Origin of the sequence: Streptomyces sp. NPDC088732 (assembly GCF_044751205.1) — a bacterium.
GTDB lineage: Bacteria > Actinomycetota > Actinomycetes > Streptomycetales > Streptomycetaceae > Actinacidiphila.
On record NZ_JBIVLI010000021.1, the window covers coordinates 145351 to 166736 of the forward strand.

General features: G+C 73.7%; 16 protein-coding genes. 10 read left to right on the top strand and 6 right to left on the bottom strand.

Annotation, left to right across the window (positions count from 1 at the left end; genetic code table 11):
- Positions 1-940: 940 nt before the first annotated feature.
- The 6 genes from ACIP9H_RS31490 to ACIP9H_RS31515 form a co-directional block, all read right to left on the bottom strand.
- Complete coding sequence (locus ACIP9H_RS31490; protein WP_401596198.1) at positions 941-2020, bottom strand: glutamate--cysteine ligase; 1080 nt, start codon at positions 2018-2020, stop codon at positions 941-943.
- A gap of 46 nt (positions 2021-2066) precedes the next feature.
- The gene (locus ACIP9H_RS31495) at positions 2067-3293 is read right to left on the bottom strand and encodes a condensation domain-containing protein (protein WP_401596201.1); all 1227 of its coding nucleotides are present in this window, start codon (positions 3291-3293) and stop codon (positions 2067-2069) included.
- A gap of 41 nt (positions 3294-3334) precedes the next feature.
- On the bottom strand, positions 3335-4243 hold the full coding sequence (locus tag ACIP9H_RS31500) for an NAD-dependent epimerase/dehydratase family protein (protein ID WP_401596204.1): 909 nt from the start codon (positions 4241-4243) through the stop codon (positions 3335-3337).
- Positions 4240-5421 carry a GNAT family N-acetyltransferase gene (locus ACIP9H_RS31505; protein ID WP_401596207.1) on the bottom strand — a complete coding sequence of 394 codons (1182 nt, stop codon included), beginning with the start codon at positions 5419-5421 and terminating at the stop codon, positions 4240-4242. Before ACIP9H_RS31505 ends, ACIP9H_RS31500 begins: the two co-directional genes overlap by 4 nt.
- Positions 5418-6659: an aminotransferase class I/II-fold pyridoxal phosphate-dependent enzyme gene (locus ACIP9H_RS31510; protein WP_401596209.1), complete on the bottom strand. Its 1242-nt coding sequence runs from the start codon at positions 6657-6659 to the stop codon at positions 5418-5420. Before ACIP9H_RS31510 ends, ACIP9H_RS31505 begins: the two co-directional genes overlap by 4 nt.
- Before the next feature lie 153 nt (positions 6660-6812).
- The gene (locus tag ACIP9H_RS31515) at positions 6813-8087 is read right to left on the bottom strand and encodes a cytochrome P450 (RefSeq protein WP_401962188.1); all 1275 of its coding nucleotides are present in this window, start codon (positions 8085-8087) and stop codon (positions 6813-6815) included.
- A 361-nt stretch (positions 8088-8448) separates the two neighbouring features.
- On the opposite strand from ACIP9H_RS31515, the gene pstC reads away from it, so the two are divergent.
- From pstC to ACIP9H_RS31565, 10 genes are all read left to right on the top strand, one after another.
- The gene (gene pstC / locus ACIP9H_RS31520; protein ID WP_401596214.1) at positions 8449-9474 is read left to right on the top strand and encodes a phosphate ABC transporter permease subunit PstC; all 1026 of its coding nucleotides are present in this window, start codon (positions 8449-8451) and stop codon (positions 9472-9474) included.
- A 1-nt stretch (position 9475) separates the two neighbouring features.
- Positions 9476-10735: a phosphate ABC transporter permease PstA gene (gene pstA / locus ACIP9H_RS31525; protein ID WP_401962191.1), complete on the top strand. Its 1260-nt coding sequence runs from the start codon at positions 9476-9478 to the stop codon at positions 10733-10735.
- Positions 10735-12411, top strand: coding sequence for a phosphate ABC transporter substrate-binding protein PstS (locus tag ACIP9H_RS31530; protein WP_401596220.1), 1677 nt, complete (start codon positions 10735-10737; stop codon positions 12409-12411). Before pstA ends, ACIP9H_RS31530 begins: the two co-directional genes overlap by 1 nt.
- Complete coding sequence (locus ACIP9H_RS31535; RefSeq protein ID WP_401962194.1) at positions 12408-15020, top strand: hypothetical protein; 2613 nt, start codon at positions 12408-12410, stop codon at positions 15018-15020. Before ACIP9H_RS31530 ends, ACIP9H_RS31535 begins: the two co-directional genes overlap by 4 nt.
- 134 nt (positions 15021-15154) lie before the next feature.
- Positions 15155-17125: an Ig-like domain repeat protein gene (locus tag ACIP9H_RS31540; RefSeq protein WP_401596228.1), complete on the top strand. Its 1971-nt coding sequence runs from the start codon at positions 15155-15157 to the stop codon at positions 17123-17125.
- Between the two features lie 75 nt (positions 17126-17200).
- On the top strand, positions 17201-18121 hold the full coding sequence (locus tag ACIP9H_RS31545; RefSeq protein WP_401596231.1) for a sortase: 921 nt from the start codon (positions 17201-17203) through the stop codon (positions 18119-18121).
- A 12-nt stretch (positions 18122-18133) separates the two neighbouring features.
- Positions 18134-19102: a phosphate ABC transporter ATP-binding protein gene (locus ACIP9H_RS31550; protein WP_401962197.1), complete on the top strand. Its 969-nt coding sequence runs from the start codon at positions 18134-18136 to the stop codon at positions 19100-19102.
- A 106-nt stretch (positions 19103-19208) separates the two neighbouring features.
- Positions 19209-20336 carry an LLM class flavin-dependent oxidoreductase gene (locus tag ACIP9H_RS31555; protein ID WP_401596233.1) on the top strand — a complete coding sequence of 376 codons (1128 nt, stop codon included), beginning with the start codon at positions 19209-19211 and terminating at the stop codon, positions 20334-20336.
- On the top strand, positions 20333-20965 hold the full coding sequence (locus ACIP9H_RS31560) for an FMN reductase (RefSeq protein ID WP_401596236.1): 633 nt from the start codon (positions 20333-20335) through the stop codon (positions 20963-20965). The genes ACIP9H_RS31555 and ACIP9H_RS31560 overlap by 4 nt, the downstream gene beginning before the upstream one ends.
- Positions 20966-20981: 16 nt before the next feature.
- On the top strand, positions 20982-21305 hold the full coding sequence (locus ACIP9H_RS31565) for a GNAT family N-acetyltransferase (RefSeq protein WP_401596238.1): 324 nt from the start codon (positions 20982-20984) through the stop codon (positions 21303-21305).
- The last annotated feature ends 81 nt before the right edge of the window (positions 21306-21386 follow it).

Genomic DNA, 21386 nt, shown 5'->3' on the forward strand with positions numbered 1-21386 from the left:
GCGCGGGTGCGGGCGACCGCTGCTGGGCTGCCGCGGGGCAGGGCCGGTGTTGCCGACAGGCATCTGTGCCTTGGGCGGTGGGCAAGTCGCCGCCCGTGTGCTATCGGGCCTCGTGGGGTTGGGCGCGGGTACGGGCGACTGCCTTCGGGCCGCCCTGACGTGCGTTTGTTCCCTGGGGTGTGAACCGGTCGATGCGCGTGCCGCGTCGGGTGCCGTGGGGCTGGCTCGCCGGCGGAGCACGCCGACGGTCGGGCCCGGTGAGGCGCCTGCTCTGGCGCGGGTGCGGGTGACGGCCTCGCGGGCGATCGCCGCTGGTTTGCCGCGGGGCAGGGCCGGTGTTGCCGACAGGCATCTGTGCCTTGGGCGGTGGGCAAGTCGCCGCCCGTGTGTTGTCGGGCCTCGTGGGGTTGGGCTTGCCGGGATGCACGGGGAGGGCGTCGATGCCGGTGTCGGGCGGCCGGGGCCGCGTGGTGTGTGGGTCCGGCGCCGGTGCGGGCTACTGCGTTCGGGCCGCCCTGACGTGCGTTTGTTCCCTGGGGCGTGAGCCGGTCGATGCTCGTGCCGCGTCGGGTGCCGTGGGGCCGGCTCGCCGGCGGAGCACGCCGACGGTCGGGCCCGGTGAGGCGCCTGCTCTGGCGCGGGTGCGGGTGACGGCCTCGCGGGCGACTGCGTTCGGGCCGCCGCGCGCATAGGTCGCGCGTTGGCGGCGGGCGCCGGTGCCTTGGGTCGTGGGCCGGGCGACGCCCGTGTGCTGTCGGGCCTCGTGGGGCCGGCTTGCCGGGGTGCCTGGGGGAGTGTGTCGATGTCGGCGGCGCTGTCCGTGCCCAGGTGGGTGACTGCGGTCGGGCCGCCCAGTGTGCGGCGTTTGTGTTGCCCCGGGGCGTGAGCAAGTCGCCGCTCGTGGGCCTTGGCCGCCAGGGGGACGCCGTGAGGCGCCTGCTCAGGCGCGGGTGCGGGTGACGGCCTCGCGGACGACCGCGGTCGGGCCGCCGCGCGCGTAGGTCTCGCGTTGCCGGCGGGCGCCGGTGCCCTGGGTCGTGAGCCGGTCGACACCGGCGCGGACGGCGTACAGGTCGCCGGAGTCCTTCAGCGCGCCCTCGACGTGGGAGACCAGGGCCTCGACCACGTCGTGCGCGCCGGCGGGGCGGTGCGTGAGGGGGTGGAGCAGGGCGCCGTCGAGGCCCGAGCGGCTGGCCCGCCAGGACGCCAGGCGGAGCACGTCGAGGCCGGGGTCGGGGGCCGGGCGGCCGTCCGCCCATTCGCGGGCCGCGGTTTCCACCAGGCCCCGCACCAGCGCGGCCAGCACCACGGAGTCCTGGTAGTCCGCGCACACGTCGCAGATCCGGACCTCCACCGTCGGGAACTTCGCCGACAGCCGGACGTCGAAGTAGACCATGCCCTGGTCGAGCAGGATGCCGGTGGCCAGCAGCCGGGACACCGCCCGGTGGTACTCCTCGGCCGACCCGAAGCCCGCGGTCGGGCCGGCCGTCGGCCAGCGGCCGAAGACCTGGTAGCGGTAGCTGGAGTAGCCCGTGTCGGTGCCCTGCCACAGCGGCGAGTTCGCGCTCAGGGCCAGCAGCGGCGGCAGCCAGGGCCGGATGCGGTCGACGACCGCGACGCCTTCCTCGTCCGAGTCGACGCCCACGTGGACGTGGCAGCCGCAGGTCAGCGTCTCCTGGAGGGTGAGGCCGAAGCTCTGCGCCATCCTGCGGTAGCGCCCCTGCGGGGTCAGGCTCGGGGAGACCGGCAGGGGCGAGGTGCCGAGCGCGGCGATGTCCACGCCCTGGCCGGCGGCGAGCCGTGCCGCCCGGCGGCGCCACGTGCGCAGTTCGCCCCGCAGCTGGTCCAGCGTCACGCACGGTGACGTGTTGAGTTCGAGCTGCTGCTGCTGGAGTTCCACCACCAGTTCGCGGGCCCACGGCCCGCCCCCGTCCAGCACGGCGTCGGCGACGGCCCGCGGCTCTGCGGTCCGCGCGTCCACCAGGAGGAGTTCTTCCTCGACCCCGACGGTGCGTGCCACGAGTGACGGATACCCGCTGAGGGCGCCCGGTACCCGTGCCGGTGCTTCAGACCCCGTCCCCCCCGTTCGCCAGATGCCCCATGGCCCGCCGGCACAGGTCCGCCGAGGCCTCCCCGTCGGTGGACGTCACGCTGCAGAACAGCCGCCCGCCGAAGCCGATGACGATGACGAGCGGGGCACCGGACAGGCTCGTGTGCGCGGCGCCGTGCACCGCGTACAGCCGCAGCGGCCCGTACTCCTCGGGGATGGGCAGCCTGGCGTTGCTGACGGAGACGTCGAAGCGGGGCCCGCGCTCCTCGCCGCGGCGCAGCAGCGCGCCGATCGTGCGGTGCGGGACGGCGGAGGTCAGCCGGAACACGCGGACGAGGGGCCGCAGCGCGTCCGGGGTGAGCCGGGCGTGGATGTCGGTGCGGGCCTCCCTGGCCGCCGTCCACAGGTCGTCCCCGCCGTCCGCGGAGATCACGAAGCTGGCCGCGTACAGGCCGACCGCCTCGCCGGGCGGCGGGTCGAGCACCCGGCGCAGGTCCGCGGCCACCGCGATGCGGGCGGGGCGGCCCGGGGTCGCCGCCCGCGCGAAGGCGGCGCACAGCGCGGACTGCAGCGTCGTGCCCTCGGACCGGCACCGCTTGAGCAGCAGCGCGGTCTCCTCCCGGTCCAGTGTCCACGGGTGGAACACCAGCGGCCCGCCGCGCGGGCGCGGCACGGGCACGGGCCCGCCCAGCGCGCGGGCGGTCCTCAGCAGGTCGGCGGGCCTGGTCCGCGGGCCGGGGACGAGCTGGTCGGCGGGCGGGGCCAGGACGGGGTCGGTGCCGGCGACCGGGGCGGCGGCCAGCCGGGTGAGCAGGTCGCGCACGACCACGCCGGCGGAGACCGCGTCGGCGACGAGGTGGTGGAAGACGGCGACCAGGTCGAACGCCTCACCGGCGTCCACCAGCACGAAGCGCGCCAGCGGCCCGGTGGACGTGTCGAACGGGCGCTGGAGCTCCTCCTCCACCACGCGGGACCAGTCGCCGGGCCCCCCGTTCCCCGTGGCCCGCACCACACGCACCGGCGGGTCCTCCGCGCCCACGGTCGTCAGCCGTGCCTGCCACCACCCGGGGTCCGCCACGCGCACGCCGAGCAGCGGGTGCCGCTCCCGCGCGAAGGCGACGGCCTCGCGCACGCGCGCGGCGGTCGTCCGGCCGGTCACCCGGGCCACGGCGGCGATGTTGACCGGGAGGCGTTCGCCCGCCGCCCAGACGACGCGTTCGTACGGAGACAGCCGACGGCGCATGGCGGTCCCCCCTTCCTCGGGGTGTGCGTGCGGAGAACGGATCAGCCCGTCAGCGAGGCGCGCAGCCCCTCGGCGAGCGGTGTGGCGGGGCCGAAGGGCAGCGTGTCGCTCGGCGCGCAGGTCCAGGCGGGGTGGCGGGCCTCGGCCACCTTGTCGGGGTTGAGCATCGACGAGCGGCCGGCCAGGCGCGCGGCGGCCGCGGCCAGCGGCGCGGGGACGTGGACGACGCGCGGGGCGCGGCGGCGCAGTACGGCGGCGACGGCCGCGCCGATGTCGTCCCAGCGGTGCTCGGTGCCGTCGCAGACGTGGTGGGTGCCGGGGGCCGTCGCCGGGTCGGCCGCGGCGATCAGCGCGCGGCACAGGTCGTCGACGTGGATGAGGCAGTAGTGCCGCGGTCCGGGCCGGCCCACGGCCGGAAGCAGCCCGGTGCGCACCGCGCCCACCAGCCGGGGCAGGAACTCCCGGTCGCCGGGACCGTAGACGATGGGCGGCCGGACGGTGACGGCGGACACCCGGCCGGCCGCTTCGCGCAGCGCCAGTTCGCCGCCGAGCTTGCTGCGCCCGTACAGGGAGACGGGCGCGGGGGGTTGCTCGGCGCGGCGCCGCCGGCCGGGGCCGGACGCCGCCAGCGAGGAGCAGTAGACCAGCCGCGGTGGCACGGGGAGCGCGGCGACGGCGTCGCGCAGCCGCCGCGTGCCGTCGGTGTTGACGGCGGTGTAGGCGCGCGGGTCGGCCGACTTGGTGACCCCCGCGAGGTGGATGACCCGGTCGACGTCGCGCAGCGCGTCATCGAGCCCCTCGCCGGTGCGCAGGTCGCCGGGGGCGAGCCGGGCGCCCGGCACGCGGCGGCCGTCGCGCACCAGGGCGGTGATCTGCTCGCCGCGCTCGGCGAGATGGCGGACGAGGTGACCGCCGACGAAGCCGGTCGCGCCGGTGACCAGGTATCTCATCGGGGGCCGCCGTCGCGCACGTACAGCCGGTGGGTGCGGAAGTGGACGCCGCCCATGGCCTGCGCGTGCCGGTTGGAGCCGCGGTTGTCCTCCAGGATCCAGGACAGGTCGGTCTCGGTGTAGCCGAGCCGGTGCGCCGCGCGCTGCGCGTCCGCGAGCAGCACCGCCACCAGGCCGCGGCTGCGGTGCTCCTTGCGCACGCCCGAAGTCCCGCCGCGCACCCGGGTGATGCGGCCCATGCCGCGGGTGACGCGCAGCAGCCCCACCGGCAGCCCCCAGGTGGTGAGCCGGCCGCGTGCGGCGCGCAGTGCCTGGTTGACGTCGGGCAGCCACATCGTGAAGGCGGCGGGCTCGCCGTCCACCTCGGCGATCCGCACCAGTTCGGGGTTGAGCAGGGACTTCAGCCGGTCGGCCATGTGCCGGAACTCACGGTCCGTCAGCGGGACGGACGCGTAGTTCTCGGCCCAGGCCTCGTTGTAGATGTCCTTGATGACGGCCATCTCCTCGTCCCAGCGGCCCGGGTCCAGGGGCCGCACCCGGACCGCGGGGTCGGACAGGGTGCGCTCGGCGACCCGGCGGATGCCGGCCGGGGGCTCGCCGTCGGCCGGCATCGGCACCAGCCATGACAGCAGGTCCTTGGCCTTGCCGAAGCCGCACTCGGTCAGCAGCCGGTCGTAGTGGGGCGGGTTGTACGGGATGCCGATGCTGGGCGGCCCGTCGAAGCCGTCCACCAGCACTCCGCACTCGTCGTTCACGGAGAAGCTCAGCGGGCCGAGCATCCGGGTCAGTCCGCGCTCGCCCAGCCAGGCGGCGGCCGCGTCGAACAGCGCGGCGGCGGCCTCGGTGTCGTCGGCGCACTCGAAGAGGCCGAAGTGGCCGCAGGTGAAGTCGTGCCGTTCCTGGTAGCGCGGGTCGGAGATCACCGCGATCCTGCCGACGACGGTCCGGCCGCGCCGGGCGAGCAGCAGCCGGATCTCGGCGGTGTCGAAGGTGGGGTTGCGGCGCGGGTCGAGGAAGGCGCGCATCTCCCGCTCCAGGGGGGCGACCCAGTGCGGGTCGTCGCGGTGGAGCGCGTACGGCAGGCGGATGAAGGCGGTGGTGTCCGCCCGGCCGTCGACGGGGGAGACGCGCACGGGTGCGCCCGTGGCGGCGTGCGGGGCGGTGGCGGGGGCGGTCATCGGGTGGCCGCCTGACGGGGGAGCGCGGGCAGCAGCCCGACGCGGCGGCCGGCCGCCTCGAAGGCGTCGAGGATCCGGGCGAGGTGGCTGTCGGAGTGCGTGGCCTGCACGGTCACCCGGATGACGCAGCGTCCTTCCGGCACGGCGGGGGCGCCGACGGCGTTGGTGAACACGCCCTCGTCGAACAGGGCCTGCCACATCCGGGCGCAGTCGGCGGCGTCGCCGATCAGCACGGGCACGACGGGTGTGACGGAGTTCCCGGTGTCGTAGCCGAGGTCGCGCAGGCCCGCGCGGAGCCGGTCGGCGAGCGAGAGGACGCGCAGGCGGCGCCAGGGCTCGGCCTCGGCGATGTCGAACGCGGCCAGTCCCGCGGCCAGCGCGGAGGGCGGCATGGAGGCGGAGAACAGCACGGAGCGGGCGCTGTAGCGCAGGTAGTCGATGACGTGGGCGGGCCCGGCGAGGAAGCCGCCCGTGGAGCCGAAGCACTTCGACAGCGTCCCGGTGAACAGGTCCACCCGGTCCAGCAGCCCGTAGTGCTCGGCGACACCGCGGCCGCCGGTGCCGAGCAGCCCGATGTCGTGCGCGCCGTCGACGATCAGCCGGGCGCGGTGCCGTGCCGTGAGCGCGGTGAGTTCGGGCAGCCGGCACAGGTCGCCGTCCATGGAGAACATGCCGTCCGTGACGACGACCTTGCCCGCGGCCGGGTCGGCGGCGGTGGCCTGCTCCAGCAGGGTGTCCAGGTGCCCGGTGTCGGAGTGCGGGTACAGGACGCGGCGCGCGGCGCCCAGGCGGATGCCGTCGACGAGCGAGGCGTGGTTGGCCATGTCGCTGAAGACGATGTCGCCCTTGCCGAGGAGGGCGGCGACGGCGAGGTTGGCCTGGAAGCCGGTGGTGACGACGGCGGCCGCCTCGGTGCCGAGGAAGTCGGCGACGCGGCGCTCGAGTTCGCCGTGCAGCGGCAGGGTGCCGTTGAGGGTGCGGGCCCCGGAGCAGGAGGCGCCGTAGCGGGTCAGCGCCTGCGCGGCGGCCGCGGTGACCCGCGGGTCGGTGGACAGGCCCAGGTAGTCGTTGCAGCCGGCCATGACCACCGGGCGGCCCTCGACGAGGGCCTCGCCGTCGGCCGAGGCGTGCATCGGCCGGTAGAAGGGCCGGATGCCGGTCGTCTCCATGGCCCGGACGAACGTGGACGAGGACAGGTCCTTGTCGAACACGTCGGTGGCGTCCTGGATGTCGGTCACCTGTCTTCTCCCGGGCTGCCGGCGCCTTGGGGCCGGGGAGGAACGGGTCCTCCGGCCGGAGGCGTGAAGCGGCGGAGTTCTCTGCGCATCTGTTCTGACCTGCGCTCTCTTTCGTTGTCAGTGGGGGCGTCTACGCCTGGGAATCCCGGCCGTTCAGGGCGGGGAGGATGTCGACGGCTCGGTCTCCCTTGCCGAGTGGACGGGAAGGCGGGCGATGTCGGCCATGCTCGGTCCGCGATGGCGCTCGGGCGGCGCCGTGGCGCGCGCTCCCGGCAGCGCGCGGGCGAAGCACCGTGCGAAGGCGACCGCCTGAGTACGGGCCAGATGGGACCCGAGGCAGTAGTGCAGGCCGGTGCCGAAGGCGAGCAGCCGCCGCGGGGGCCGGTCGGGGTCGAAGGCGTGCGGGTCGGGGAAGTGCAGCGGATCGCGGTGGGCGGCGCCGATCAGGGCGTGGACGACCTGCCCGGCGGGCAGGTCGCGGCCCGCGAGTTCGGTCCCGGCCGCGGCGACGCGGGTCACGACGCGCCCGGGCGGGTCCCAGCGCAGGACCTCGTCGGTGAGCTGCTCGGCGAATCCGGGATCCTGGCGGATCCTTTCGGCAAGCAGCGGCCGGGTGGTCAGTGCCAGGGCCACCGAGGCCAGCAGGGCCGCCGTGGTCGGCACCCCCGCGGAGAACAGCGTGAGCAGCAGGTAGCGGGCCCCGTGCGGATCCTCGGCCGCCCACCGCGACAGCAGGTCGCCGGCGGGGCGCCGGAGGCGTTCGGCCAGGACGCGGTCGTAGCAGGCGAGCAGCGCCACGGCGGCGGCATCGGCGCGCCGCACCACGCTGGGGGGCGCGGCCAGTTCCTCCACGCGCACCATGGCGGCGCTCTCGGCGGCCAGCCAGGCCCGGTCGACCTCGGGCGGCATCCCGGTCAGCCCCGCCAGCACGGCGGTGGGCAGCGGGCGGCACACCTCGGCGACCACGTCGGCGCTGCCGGTGTCCCGCACGGCCGCGGCGAACCGGCCGACGTACCGGGCGACGAGGGGTTCCACGAGGTGCTTCGCGGCCTCGCGCATGGCGCGCGGGGCCAGCGCGGTGTTCAGCGGGCGGCGGCGCGCGGTGTGTTCGGGCGGGTCCTGCTGCAGCGGCGTCTCGCACAGCCCCACCGTGCCGGGGCTGCTCCGCCAGCCCGGGCGGTGGGTGTCGCGCCAGCCGGCGCCGAGGGTGCGCCAGACCCGGTCGGCGAGCACCTGCCGGCAGTCCTCGTGCCCGGTGACCAGAAGGGCGCCCCAGGGGGTCGGCACGAGTGGGCCGGCCTCGGCCAACGCGTCGTAGGCGCAGGCGAGTTCGTCCGGGTCCACCGCCTTGCGCCACCGCCGTACGAGACCCGCCGCGGAGCGCGCGTCGAGGGCGGGGAGGGGCGGGGGCGGGGTCAGCTGGGTCATGGAGGGGGTGGGGACTCCGGCGTCGAGGGCTGGGCTGGGCGGGGCGCGCCGACGGGGGCACCGCGGAAGGCGGGGCGATGGGCACGTGCCCAGCAGAGTGCTCCGCCGGACGGGTCCGGAGCCAGTCGAGTCGCCACATTTCACCCACCCGTGAACGTAATTGGCGCCGGTGCGGGCCGTTCCGCTACGGTCGCCCGTTCACTTGCAACCCCCTCTGCGGTACTTCCACGCGGCCCACGTTTGTAGAACACGCACTGTTCACATTTTCATCACTTGTGAACGCCCCCGACGTCATGCACCCCCCATTGAATCTGCCGGGAACTACGCCCGTAGATGGCGTAATCGAGGGAGGGGCGCAGCAATGTCAACCGCAACGGCGGGAGCGGAGCCGGTCAGACCGGAGCCGGAGAGCGCACCGCCGCGCCCGAAGGACTCGGCCCGCGGGACCGGTGACCGCGTCTTCCGCTGGCAGCTGACCGCGGCCGGCACGACCGTGCTCGCGATCATGGCGGCGGTCGGTCTCTTCCTGCTGCTGAGGGCCGGGTCGGCGCTCAAGGCGACCGGCCTGTCGTTCCTCACGACGGCCGCCTGGCAGCCCGACGTCCACCACTTCGGCATCGCCGCGGTCCTCACCGGAACGCTGCTGATCGCCACCGTGGCCGTGGTCTTCTCCCTGCCCCTGGCCCTCGGCACCGCGCTGTTCATCTCCGATGTCGCGCCGCGCCGGATGCGCCGCACGCTGATCGCGATGGTCGACCTCATGGCCGCCGTGCCGTCCGTGGTCTACGGCCTGTGGGGCCTGTTCTTCCTGCAGGGCCACGTCATTGGCGTGTCGCGCTGGCTGTCGGACTGGTTCGGCTGGATCCCCTTCCTGCACGTGGACGGCACGCAGCCGGGCGAGCCGCTCGCCTCCAGCAGCGTCTACACCGCCTCGTCCTTCGTCGCGGGGCTCGTGGTCGCGCTGATGGTGGCGCCGATCCAGTGCTCCGTGATGCGCGAGGTCTTCGCCCAGGCCCCGGCGGGTGAACGGGAGGGCGCGTACGCGCTCGGCGCGACGCGCTGGGGCGTGATCCGCACCGTCGTCCTGCCGTACGGGCGGGGCGGCATCATCGGCGGCACCATGCTCGGACTCGGCCGGGCGCTCGGCGAGACCATCGCGGTCTACCTGATCATCTCGCCGGTCTTCACCATTCAGCCACACATTCTCCAGACCGGTGCCAACTCGGTCTCGTCGCTGATCGCACTCCACTACGGCGACGCCTCCGACTTCGGCATGTCCGCGCTGATGGCGGCCGGCCTGGCGCTGTTCCTGCTCACGCTGGTGGTCAACTTCACCGCCTCCTCCGTCGTGGCCCGTTCCCGTTCCGGCTCGCAGAGCGAGGCATGACATGACCGTCGTCGAAGAGACCCCCGCGGCCGCCGTGAAGGACGCCGTGACGGCCACTCCCGCTGCCGCCGACGCCGCCGCGCCCGAACTCCCCGACCGGCCGCGCCGGATCGGCGGCGTCGACCGCAACGCGGTGCTGGCGCTCACCGGTGCCGCGGCCTCCGGCCTGTGCCTGGCGGTCCTGCTGTTCGGTGAACTCGCGCCGCTGTCCGGCGCGCTCGGCTTCACCGTGACCGCCTACCTGGCCTTCCTCGCCGCCTACGCCATCCTGACCGGCCTGGAGGACGACGGCCCCGCGATCCGCGACCGGGTGATGACGGTCGTGCTGTGGTCGGCCGCGACCGTGCTGTTCTCCGCGCTCGTCCTCGTCGTCGGCTTCACGCTGTGGCGCGGCCGCACGGCCCTGCCGCACGGCAACTTCTTCACCCAGGACATGCAGGCGGCGGGCCCCCTGGACCCGCTGAGCGCGGGCGGCATCGCGCACGCCATGCTCGGCACCCTGATCATGATCAGCATCGCGCTGGCCATCACCGTGCCGCTCGGCCTGGCCTGCGCGGTCTACCTCAACCAGGTCCCCGGACGCTACTCCCGCTTCGTGCGGACCATCGTCGAGGCCATGACGGCGCTCCCGTCCATCGTGGCCGGCCTGATGGTCTACGCGACCTGGATCCTCGGCCTCGGCATGCAGAAGTCGGGCCTGGCGGCGGCCTTCGCCATCAGCGTGATGATGCTGCCGATCGTGATCCGCGCCTCCGACGTCGTCCTGCGGCTGGTCCCCGGCACCCTGACCGAGGCCTCCGAGGCGCTGGGCGCGCCGCGCTGGCGCACCGTGTGGCACGTGGTGCTGCCCACCGCGCGGTCCGGCCTCGCCACCGCCGTCATCCTCGGCACCGCCCGCGGGGTCGGCGAGACCTCGCCGGTGCTGCTCACCGCGGGCTTCACCGCGGCACTCAACACCGACCCGCTGCAGGGCCCGATGATCTCCCTGCCGCTGGCCGTCTTCAACTTCGTCAAGTCCCCGGAACCCACCATGATCGCCCGGGGCTTCGGCGCGGCCGCCGTGCTGATGGCCCTGGTCCTGGTGCTTTTCGCGATCGCCCGCGTACTGGGCGGCCGGGGACCGGGTCAGCAGACCAAGCGCCAGGCGCGCCGCACGGAGCGTGCCTCCCGCCGCGACGTCGAGCGCTTTGACCAGCTCCACGCCCCCGCCCTTTCCGTGCTCGGTGCAGCCACCGCCACCGCTTCTGGAGACAACGACTGATGCGCAATCCCCTCACCGGACGGCACACGGCCGTCCGGGCCAGATGGCGTGCCCTGAGCGCGCTGGCCGCGCTGTTCGGCGTGCTGGCCGCCGTGGTCGTGCCCGCGGCGCAGCCCGCCGTGGCCGACGCCGGCTACACCCCGATCGCCGGCGCCGGTTCCACCTGGGCCGAGAACGCGGTCGACGAGTGGCGCCGCGGCGTCAACCAGTACGGCATGCGGGTCAGCTACTCCGGTACGGGCAGCTCCGACGGCCGTCGCCAGTTCCTCAACGGCCAGGTCGACTTCGCGGTCTCCGACATCCCGTTCCAGACCAGGCCCACCGACGGCTCCGCGGCCGAGAACCCGGCCAAGGGCACCTACGCGTACATGCCGATCGTGGCCGGCGGCACCGTCTTCATGTACCACCTCACGATCAACGGCAAGCGGGTCGACAACCTGCGGCTGTCCGGCGACGTGGTCACCAAGATCTTCACCCGCGCCGTCAGCTACTGGGACGACAAGGCGATCGCCGCCGACAACCCGGGCGTGAAGCTGCCGCACCGCGCGATCATCCCGGTCGTGCGCTCCGACGGCTCCGGTTCCACCGCGCAGTTCACGATGTGGATGGCCGACCAGCACAAGTCGCTGTGGCAGGCCTACTGCGGCAAGGTCGGACGCTCCGGCGCCTGCGGCCAGACCTCGTACTTCCCGACCCTCCCCGGCATGATCGCCCAGTCCGGCGACCTCGGAGTGGCGGGCTACGTCGCCCAGGGCTACGGCGAGGGCGCGATCGGCTACGTCAACTACTCGTACGCGCTGAACGCGCACTTCCCGGTCGCCAAGGTCCTCAACCACGCGGGCTACTACACCGAGCCCACGGCGCAGAACGTCGCCGTGTCGCTGCTCAAGGCGCGGATCAACACCGACAAGAGCTCCGCCGACTACCTCACCCAGCAGCTCGCGGGCGTCTACAACGACAGCGACCGGCGCAACTACCCGCTGTCCAGCTACTCGTACATGATCCTGCCGCTCAAGGAGCAGGGCACCTTCACCAAGGCCAAGGGCCGGACGCTGGGCGCCTTCTCGTACTACTTCATGTGCCAGGGCCAGCAGCAGGCGCCCCAGCTCGGCTACTCGCCGCTCCCGATCAACCTGGTGCAGGCCGGCTTCGACCAGATCCGCCGCATCCCCGGCGTCAAGACCCAGTCCATCAACATCAAGGGCTGCAACAACCCGACCTTCAGCGCGGACGGCCACAACCGCCTTGCCGAGACCGCCCCGTTCCCGAAGGCCTGCGACAAGAAGGGCGCTGCGCCCTGCACCAACGGGAGCGGCGGCGCCAAGGGCGGCACCGGCTCGTCCTCCGGCGGCTCGGGCAGCTCCGGCGGCGCCGCCACGGGCGGCGGCTCCACCGGCGGCACCGGAACCAGCGGCGCCACGGGCGGCACCGGCGGCACCCCCTCCGTCGACCCCGACACCGGCCAGAACGTCGCCGCCGACGGCGGCGCCACCGGCGGTACCGGTACCTCCGGCGGCGCCACCGGCACGGTCGCGCTGGCCCAGCCGGTCACCGTCGCGGCCCAGAGCGGCTGGGGCGGCGCCCAGACGCTGATGCTGCTCGCCGTGATCACGCTGCTCGGCCTGGTGCTGCTGCCCGCCGCCGTCTCCCAGATCCTGCGAAGGAGATCCCGATGATGCGCCGGAACACCCGGGGGAGCCGCGTGCGGCGGCTCCTGGCGCGCCTCGCCGCCGGTGCGGCCGTCGGCGCCCTGCTGGGCGGCCTGGTCGCCCAGGCCGCGCAGCCGGCCGTCGCGGCGGACCCGGGGAACTCCGCCGTCAGCGTCAAGGGGCGCGGCGAGTTCAAGGACATGACGTTCACGGTCAGCCAGACCAAGCACCTCACCAGCCAGGCCGTCACGGTCTCCTGGAAGGGCGGCACGCCGACCACCTTCGCCGGCACCCAGTTCAACACCGACTTCGTGCAGATCATGCAGTGCTGGGGCGACGACGACGGCACCGTCCCCGGCAACCCCGGCCCGTCGCGCACCCAGTGCCAGTACGGCGCCTCGCCGACCACCGGCCGCGGCACCTGGCCGGGCAACGCCCTGGACGACACGCGCAACGTGTTCTACAGCGCCGACCCCACCAACTACGGCCAGGACAGCCAGTACGGCGCCGCCAACCCCAACGCCCCCGGCGAGGTGCCCTTCAAGGCGGCCGACGGCACGCTGGTCACCAGCAACCTGCAGAACAACCGGCTGTACAACTACAACACCACCAACGAGGTCGACTTCGCCCGCACCAGCGCGGACGGCTCCGGCAAGGAGTTCTTCGAGGTCCAGACCGCCTACGAGGCCCCGCACCTGGGCTGCGGCATGCCGGTCACCAGGAACGGGCACAGCGTGCCGCGGTCCTGCTGGCTGGTCATCGTCCCCCAGGGCCACCTCGACCTGGACGGCAAGCCGTACGCCGACCACACCCAGGTCAACGCCGGCTCGCCGGTCTCCTCCACCAACTGGAAGAACCGGATCGCCGTCAGGCTCGACTTCAACAAGGTCGGCGCCACCTGCCCGCTCGGCTCCGACGAGCGCCCCACCAGCGGCAGCGAGCTGGCCTCCGACGCCATCACCAGCTGGCAGGCGGCCCTCTGCCCCACCGGCAAGGTCTACGGCTACACCGAGCTCGGTGAGCCCGACGCCCGCGCCCGCCTGGAGAACGACGGCAGCAGCGGCCTGGTCTTCACCACCCGGGCGCTGAACGCCACCGACGACGCGTCCTACGCGCCGGTCGCCCTGTCCGGCGTCGTCATCGGCTTCACCATCGAACGCCGCGCCAGGGCGGGCGCCCCGGAGTCGGTGCGCAGACTGACCGGCACGAAGGTGGAGTCCATCGACCTCACCCCGCGCCTGGTGGCCAAGCTGCTCACCGAGTCGTACCGCAACTCCACCTGGGGCTCGGTCACCGGCTCGGCCTCCTCGCCGGTGGCGGCCAAGGGCTACGGGTGGGCCCTGAAGAACCCGGACGGTCTGGCCAGCGACCCCGAATTCCTCAAGTACAACCCGGAGTTCGCGCAGCTGTCGGTCTCCGAGACGCCGGCCACCGACACCGACCTGATCACCGCCCTGGGCCACTCCGACTCCGCCCGCGCGGTGTGGAAGTGGATCGCCTCGGACCGGGACGCCCGCCGTTTCCTGTCGGGTATCCCCGACGACTGGGGCATGACGGTCAACCCGTACTACAGCACCAACCCGGACATGAACACCTCCGGGGTCTTCGACCTCGCCCGGGACGACTTCCCCAAGAGCGACCCCTGGTGCACGGTCCCGCCCGGGGCCAACACCAAGCAACAGCAGTGCATGACCGACTTCCACCCCTATGTGGACGACATGCACTCCGGTGCCGTGCACACCCGCCGCGCCGACACCCTGTGGAAGTCCACCTGGGACGACCTCGCCAGCCCGCCGGCGTACAAGAGCCCGGGCCCGCAGACCGTCGGCTCGCGCTTCGTGCTCACCCTCACCGACGCCGCCTCGGCGGACCGGTACAGCCTGCAGACCGCGCGGCTGCTCAACGCCGCGGGCACCTTCACCGCGCCGACCGCCAAGTCGCTCACCGCGGCCTCCGCGAGCGCGACGGGCGAGGCGGTCCGCGAGATCGACCCGGCCGCGGCCAAGGCCAAGGACGCCTACCCGCTGGCCCAGATCGTCCACGCGGCCGTGCGCCCCGCGGCGCTGGACGCCGACGCCCGCAAGGACTACGCCGGGCTGCTCCGGTTCGCCGCCGGCTCCGGCCAGACCACCGGTACCGGTCCCGGCGAACTCCCGCCCGGCTACGCCCCGCTGCCCGCCGCCCTGCGTGCGCAGGCCGACCAGGCGGCCGACCGGATCGAGGCCTTCAAGCCCGCGCACTCCGCGGGCCACGACGACGGCACGACGGGCGGCGACACCGGCGGCATCGGCGGCACGGGCGGCCTCGGCACGACCGGCGGCACCGGGGACACCCCGGCCCCGCCGTCGGCGAGCCCCGCGCCGAGCGTCAAGCCGTCCTTCGACGGCGGCGACGCGGTCCAGGTCACCGCGGGCGGCACCACCCCCGCCGACCCGGCCGGCACCCTGCGCTGGGCCGTACCCGCCGGAGCGGCGCTCGGCGCCGTCGCCGCGGTGGGCGCGCCCTTCGCGGGCGGGGCCAGGCCCCGGCTGCCGCTGCGCATCCCGCTCCCCGGCGGCCGCGCGGTGACGCTGCTGCCGGAGGAGGCGGTCCTGCGGGAGGTGTTCGGGCGGCTGCGCCGCCGCCTCGGACGGTGACCCGCGCGGGCGGCCGAACTGCCGCCCCCACAAACGGCCGTCCGCCCCGAAAGGCAGTCGGGGCGGACGGTTGGCACCACCCTGCCAGATTCCTGGCAACGACCGGTTTCACGTTCATGAGCAGGAGACCTTTCATGCGCTCTACGCGCCTTACGTCGGTGGCCCTCGTGGCCGCCGTCGTGGCCGGCGGCCTGGCTCTCGCGAGCCCGGCCCAGGCCGACCCGGATGCCGGTGCCTTCCGCCAGCTGGTCGGCGTCGGCTCGGACACCACCCAGGACGTGCTCAACGCGCTCGCGGGCGACACCGTCAACGGCAAGAGCTACGCCGGCACCGCCGTGTCCGCGGGCGGCGCCCGCATCGCGTCCTACGACGCGGTCGGATCCGCCACGATCACCACCCACGACAAGGGCGTCGCGTTCGTCCGGCCCAACGGCTCGGGCAACGGACGCATCGCTCTGAGCGCGTCGCTGTCCGGCAGCAAGTACCCCAACGGCGACGGTGTCGCCATCAAGGGCCAGGTGAGCTTCGCCCGTTCCTCGGGAGGCCCCAGCGCCAGCGGTACCGCCCTCACCTACATCCCGATGGCGCGGGACGCGGTGGGCGTCGCCGCCCGAGGTTCCGCGCTGCAGAACCTGACGGTCGACCAGCTGCACGACATCTACAACGGCACGCTGAAGGTGGTGGACGGTCAGGCCGTCACCCCCTTCATCCCGCAGGCCGGCTCCGGCACCCGGAAGTTCTTCGTCGCCGCGCTCGGCCTCAACGACAACGACGTGGCGAAGGTCGCCACGGTCGTCCAGGAGAACCAGGCGGACGACGCCCTCAAGGCGGACGGCGCCCTGGTGCCGTTCTCCGTCGCCAGCTGGATCGCCCAGAACAACGGCATCGCCCCCGACCACAGCGCCACCGCGCGCGCCGGCGGCGCCTACCTGGCCAACATCCAGTTCGCCAACGAGCAGGGCGCCACCTCGCCGGTGACGAAGGTCAACGGCAAGCTCGCCCCGGTCGCCGGCTACTACGACAACGCGACCTTCGGCCGCGACGTCTACAACGTCGTCCCGACCCGGGCGATCGACCCGACCAGCGTCTTCTTCGACAAGGCGCTGTACGACATCTTCGTCACCAGCGGCAGCCACACCGCGGCCCTGGCCTCGGACACGGCCGAGGACGTCATCGACGACTTCGGCTTCATGAACGAGCCCTACAACGGCTCGGTCAGCCTGGCCCGGCACGCCAAGCAGGGCGGCCTGGAGGACGGCACCCAGGTCCAGCTGCCGGCGACCCCCGTGGTCAAGGCCACCCTCGGCAGCGGCAGCCTGAAGCTCAGCTGGGCGGCCCCCGCGGCCGACGGCGTCCCGGTGACCGACTACCGCGTCCTGATCAGCCGCGCCGACGGCTCGATCGTGGTCAACAAGGACCTGGCGGCGACCACCACCTCGTACACGGCGACCGGCCTGACCGCCGGCACGTACTCCGCCATCCTCGTCGCGAACAACCTCGTGGGCACGAGCGAGAAGGCGGCCACCTGGACCGGCGCGGTCCGGTTCTCCAGCAGGACCACCGCCGCGGCCGCCGCGACGGCCTACGGGCGCACGCCGCGGATCGCCGTCACCGTCACCGGCAGCGGCTCGGCCAAGCCGAGCGGCAAGGTCACGGTGAAGGAGGGCAGCTCCACCCGCGGCACCGCCGTCCTCGACAGCCACGGCAAGGCCTCGGTCGCGCTCTCCAGCCACCTCCCGGTCGGTACGCACACGCTGACGGTGTCCTACGCCGGCAACGGCGGCCTGTACACCTCCACCGCCACCGTGCGGCTGACGGTCACCAAGGCCACCGCCGCGGTGTCCACCTCCCACCCGACCTCGGTCAGCCACACCAAGCAGGCCAAGGTCTCGGTGAAGGTCACCGCCTCGGGCACCGTCCCGAGCGGCAAGGTGCAGGTCTTCGACGGCTCCAAGGTCGTCGCGACCCACACCCTGAGCGGCGGCAAGGCGACCGTCACCCTGCCGAAGCTCAAGAAGGGCACGCACACGCTCCACGTGCGCTACCTGGGCTCCACGACGGTGAACGCCCGCAACGGCGCGAACTTCACCATCAAGTCCACCTGATCCACCTGCCGGGGAGGCCGCGTCCGCGCGGCCTCCCCGGCGCCCCCCGACCGCATCCGCAGGAGGCAGACCGCCGTGACGGTCGTCGCACCGAACCCGCCCCGTATCCGTGAACGGGGCGCCACCGTAACGCTGTCCCTCGCACGGATACCCCCCGCACAGCACCTCGCCCGGGGAGCGCTGCTGACCCTGGCCGCGCTGCTCCTCGGGCTCACCGCGCAGCTGCTGGTCGTGAGCCACCTGGAGTACCGGGCCGCGCAGCACGGGGCGTTCGACGCGCTGCGCGCGAACCTGGCGCTGGGCACCGCGCCCGTCGCGCAGACCGACCAGGACGGCAAGCTGCTCGCCCCGGGGACCCCGCTGGCCCTCATCGACATCCCGTCCCTGGACGTGCGCGAGGTGGTCCTGGAGGGGACCGACTCCCACGTGCTCGCCGACGGCCCCGGCCACCGCCGCGACACCCCGATGCCCGGACAGGCCGGCACGAGCGTGGTGATGGGCCGAGCCGCCGCGTACTCGGGTCCCTTCGGGCACCTCGCGCGGCTGCGGGCCGGCGACCCGCTCACGGTCACCACCGGTCAGGGCAAGGTCTCCTACCGCGTCATCGACGTCCGCCGGGCCGGCGACCCCGCGCCCGCGGCCCTCGCCGCCGGCAAGGGCAGGCTCGTGCTGGTGACCGCCACCGGCCCGTCCTATCTGCCGGCCGGTGTGCTGCGGGTCGACGCCGAGCAGGTGTCCGCCACCGTCGAGAGCCCGGCCGCCGTCATCCAGCCCGGCACCCTGCCCGACTCCGAGCAGCCGATGGCCGCCGGCACGGGCGTGCCGTGGCCGCTGGTGATGTGGCTCCAGGCGCTCGCCCTCGTCTCCATCGCCGCCGTGTGGGCCTGGCACCGCTGGGGCCGCCACCAGACCTGGATCGTCTTCCTGCCGGTGGTGGCCGTCGTCGGCCTGAAGGTCGCCGGTCAGGTCACCCAGCTGCTCCCGAACCTGCTGTAGAGGAAACCCACCATGACCGACATCGCCGCGTCCGCGGGGCCCGTCCCCGCCTCCGACGCCCCCGCAGCCCCCGACGCCTCCGGCGCGCCCGTGGAGCTCGTGAAGACCGCCGCGCCCGCCGAGGGCGCCGGGGTGACCGACACCGCCGTCCTGCCGGCTGTGACCGCAGTGACCGCAGCGACCGGAGCGACCGGCGCCGCCCCGGCCCCGGCCGAGCTGGAGGCGCGTGCCGTCTCCGCCTGGTTCGGCGACCACAAGGTGCTGGAGCGGGTCTCGCTGACCATGCCCGCCGGCGAGGTCACCGCCCTCATCGGCCCGTCCGGCTGCGGCAAGTCGACGTTCCTGCGGACCCTCAACCGGATGCACGAGATGATCCCGTCCGCCGCCCTGTCCGGCGAGGTGCTCTTCGAGGGCGAGGACATCTACTCGCCCGGCCGCCGCCTCACCGACGCGCGCCGCCGGATCGGCATGGTCTTCCAGAAGCCGAACCCGTTCCCGGCGATGTCGATCTACGACAACGTCGTGGCGGGCCTGAAGCTCACCGGCTCCCGCGCCACGCGCCGGGAGAAGGACGAGCTGGTGGAGGAGTGCCTGAGCCGCGCCGGCCTGTGGAAGGAGGTCCGCGACCGGCTGCGCAAGCCCGGTGGCGCCCTGTCCGGCGGTCAGCAGCAGCGTCTGTGCATCGCCCGCTCGCTGGCCGTGCGGCCGCGCGTGCTGCTGATGGACGAGCCGTGCTCCGCCCTGGACCCGACCTCGACCCGGCGCGTCGAGGAGACGATCATGGAGCTGGCCGGCGAGGTCACCGTCGTGATCGTCACGCACAACATGCAGCAGGCCGCGCGCGTCTCCGCGCAGTGCGCGTTCTTCCTCGCCGAGCAGGGCACGCCCGGCCGGATCGTCGAGCACGGTGCCACCGAGGAGATCTTCGGCAACCCCTCCGACCAGCGCACGGCCGACTACGTGGCGGGCCGCTTCGGGTGATCCGGGCCACGGTGCCGGAGCGGAATAGGAGGGTGGGTGGACTCGTTGGGCGGGGTGGTTGAATAATCAACCACATAGATCGAAGCGACGGAGGAGGACGAGGCCGGTGCAGTTCGGGATTTTCTCAGTGGGTGACGTCACCGCCGACCCCACCACGGGCAGGACGCCGAGCGAGCACGAGCGGATCAAGGCGATGACCGCGATCGCGCTCAAGGCCGAGGAGGTGGGGCTGGACGTCTTCGCCACCGGCGAGCACCACAACCCGCCCTTCGTGCCCTCGTCGCCGACGACGATGCTGGGCTGGATCGCGGCCCGCACCGAGCGGCTGATCCTGTCCACCGCCACCACGCTGATCACCACGAACGACCCGGTGAAGATCGCCGAGGACTTCGCGATGCTCCAGCACCTGGCGGGCGGCCGCGTCGACGTGATGATGGGCCGCGGCAACACCGGCCCGGTCTACCCCTGGTTCGGCCAGGACATCCGGCAGGGCATCCCGCTCGCGGTCGAGCACTACGCGCTGCTGCACCGGCTGTGGCGCGAGGACGTGGTGGACTGGGAGGGCCGCCTGCGCACCCCGCTGCAGGGCTTCACCTCCACGCCGCGGCCGCTGGACGGCGTCCCGCCGTTCGTCTGGCACGGCTCCATCCGCTCGCCGGAGATCGCCGAGCAGGCCGCCTACTACGGTGACGGCTTCTTCCACAACAACATCTTCTGGCCGTCCACCCACACCAAGCGGATGGTCGAGCTGTACCGGACGCGGTTCGCGCACTACGGGCACGGCACGCCGGAGCAGGCGATCGTCGGGCTCGGCGGTCAGGTGTTCATGCGGAAGAACTCGCAGGACGCCGTGCGCGAGTTCCGCCCGTACTTCGACAACGCCCCGGTGTACGGCCACGGCCCGTCGCTGGAGGAGTTCACCGAGCAGACCCCGCTGACCGTCGGCTCGCCCCAGCAGGTCATCGAGAAGACGCTGTCCTTCCGCGAGTACGCGGGCGACTACCAGCGCCAGCTGTTCCTGATGGACCACGCGGGACTGCCCCTGAAGACGGTCCTGGAGCAGCTCGACATGCTCGGCGAGCAGGTCGTGCCGGTCCTGCGCGAGGAGTTCGCCAAGGGCCGCCCGGCCGGTGTGCCGGACGCGCCCGACCACGCCTCGCTGGTCGCCCGGCGGGACGCGGAGTCCGCCGCGGCCGCCGCCGCGGCCGAGAAGGAGACGGAGGACGTCCGATGAACCGCGGACCGGTCAGGCTCGTGGTGGTCTCCGCCGGGCTGAGCGTCCCGTCGTCCACCCGGTTGCTCGGCGACCGGCTCGCCGAGGCCGTGCGGCTGTCCGCCGCCGACGCCGGCCGCCCGGTCGAGGTACGCGTGGTCGAACTGCGCGACCTGGCCGTGGACATCGCCAACAACCTCGTCACCGGCTTCGCCGGGCGCGCGCTGGCCGAGGCGATCACCGCGGTCACCGAGGCCGACGGGCTGATCGCCGTCACGCCGGTGTTCAGCGCCTCGTACAGCGGGCTGTTCAAGTCCTTCTTCGACGTGATCGACAACGACGCGCTCGCCGGCAAGCCCGTGCTGATCGCCGCCACCGGCGGCACCGCCCGGCACTCGCTGTCCCTGGAGCACGCACTGCGCCCGCTCTTCGCCTACCTGCGCGCGGTGGTCGTGCCGACCGCCGTCTACGCGGCCTCCGAGGACTGGGGCGGCAGCGGCGACCCGCTGACCGACACCCTGCCGACCCGGATCGGGCGCGCCGCGGGCGAGCTGGCCGGGCTGCTGGTGACGCGGCCGCCCGCGCCCCGTTCGGCGGCCGATACGGTCGTCCCGTTCGAGCAGCAACTGGCCGCCCTGCGGCCCGAGTAGGAAGAAGGGCCGCACCATGGCAGCACGTGTCGCGGACAACCCGGACAAGTCACGCTTCGAGCTCTTCGACGCGGTGGACGAGGGAGGCGAGGAGGAGCTCGCCGGCTTCGCCGAGTACCACCTGTACAGAAACGAGATCGCGTTCATCCACACCGAGGTGGACCCCCGCTTCGGCGGCCGGGGCCTCGGCGGGGTGCTCGCCCGCGCCGCGCTGGACGCGGCGCGCGACCGGGAGCTGCGGGTCCTGCCGTTCTGCCCCTTCATCCGGGCCTGGATCGGCAAGCACCCGGAGTACGTGGAGCTGGTGCCCGAGGGGCAGCGCGCGCGCTTCGGCCTCTGAGCCGCGGTCCCGGGCGGGCGGGCGAACGGGCGGGGAGGGCCGGAATGAAGCAGGTTGGTTGAATGTTAAATCAGCCGACGG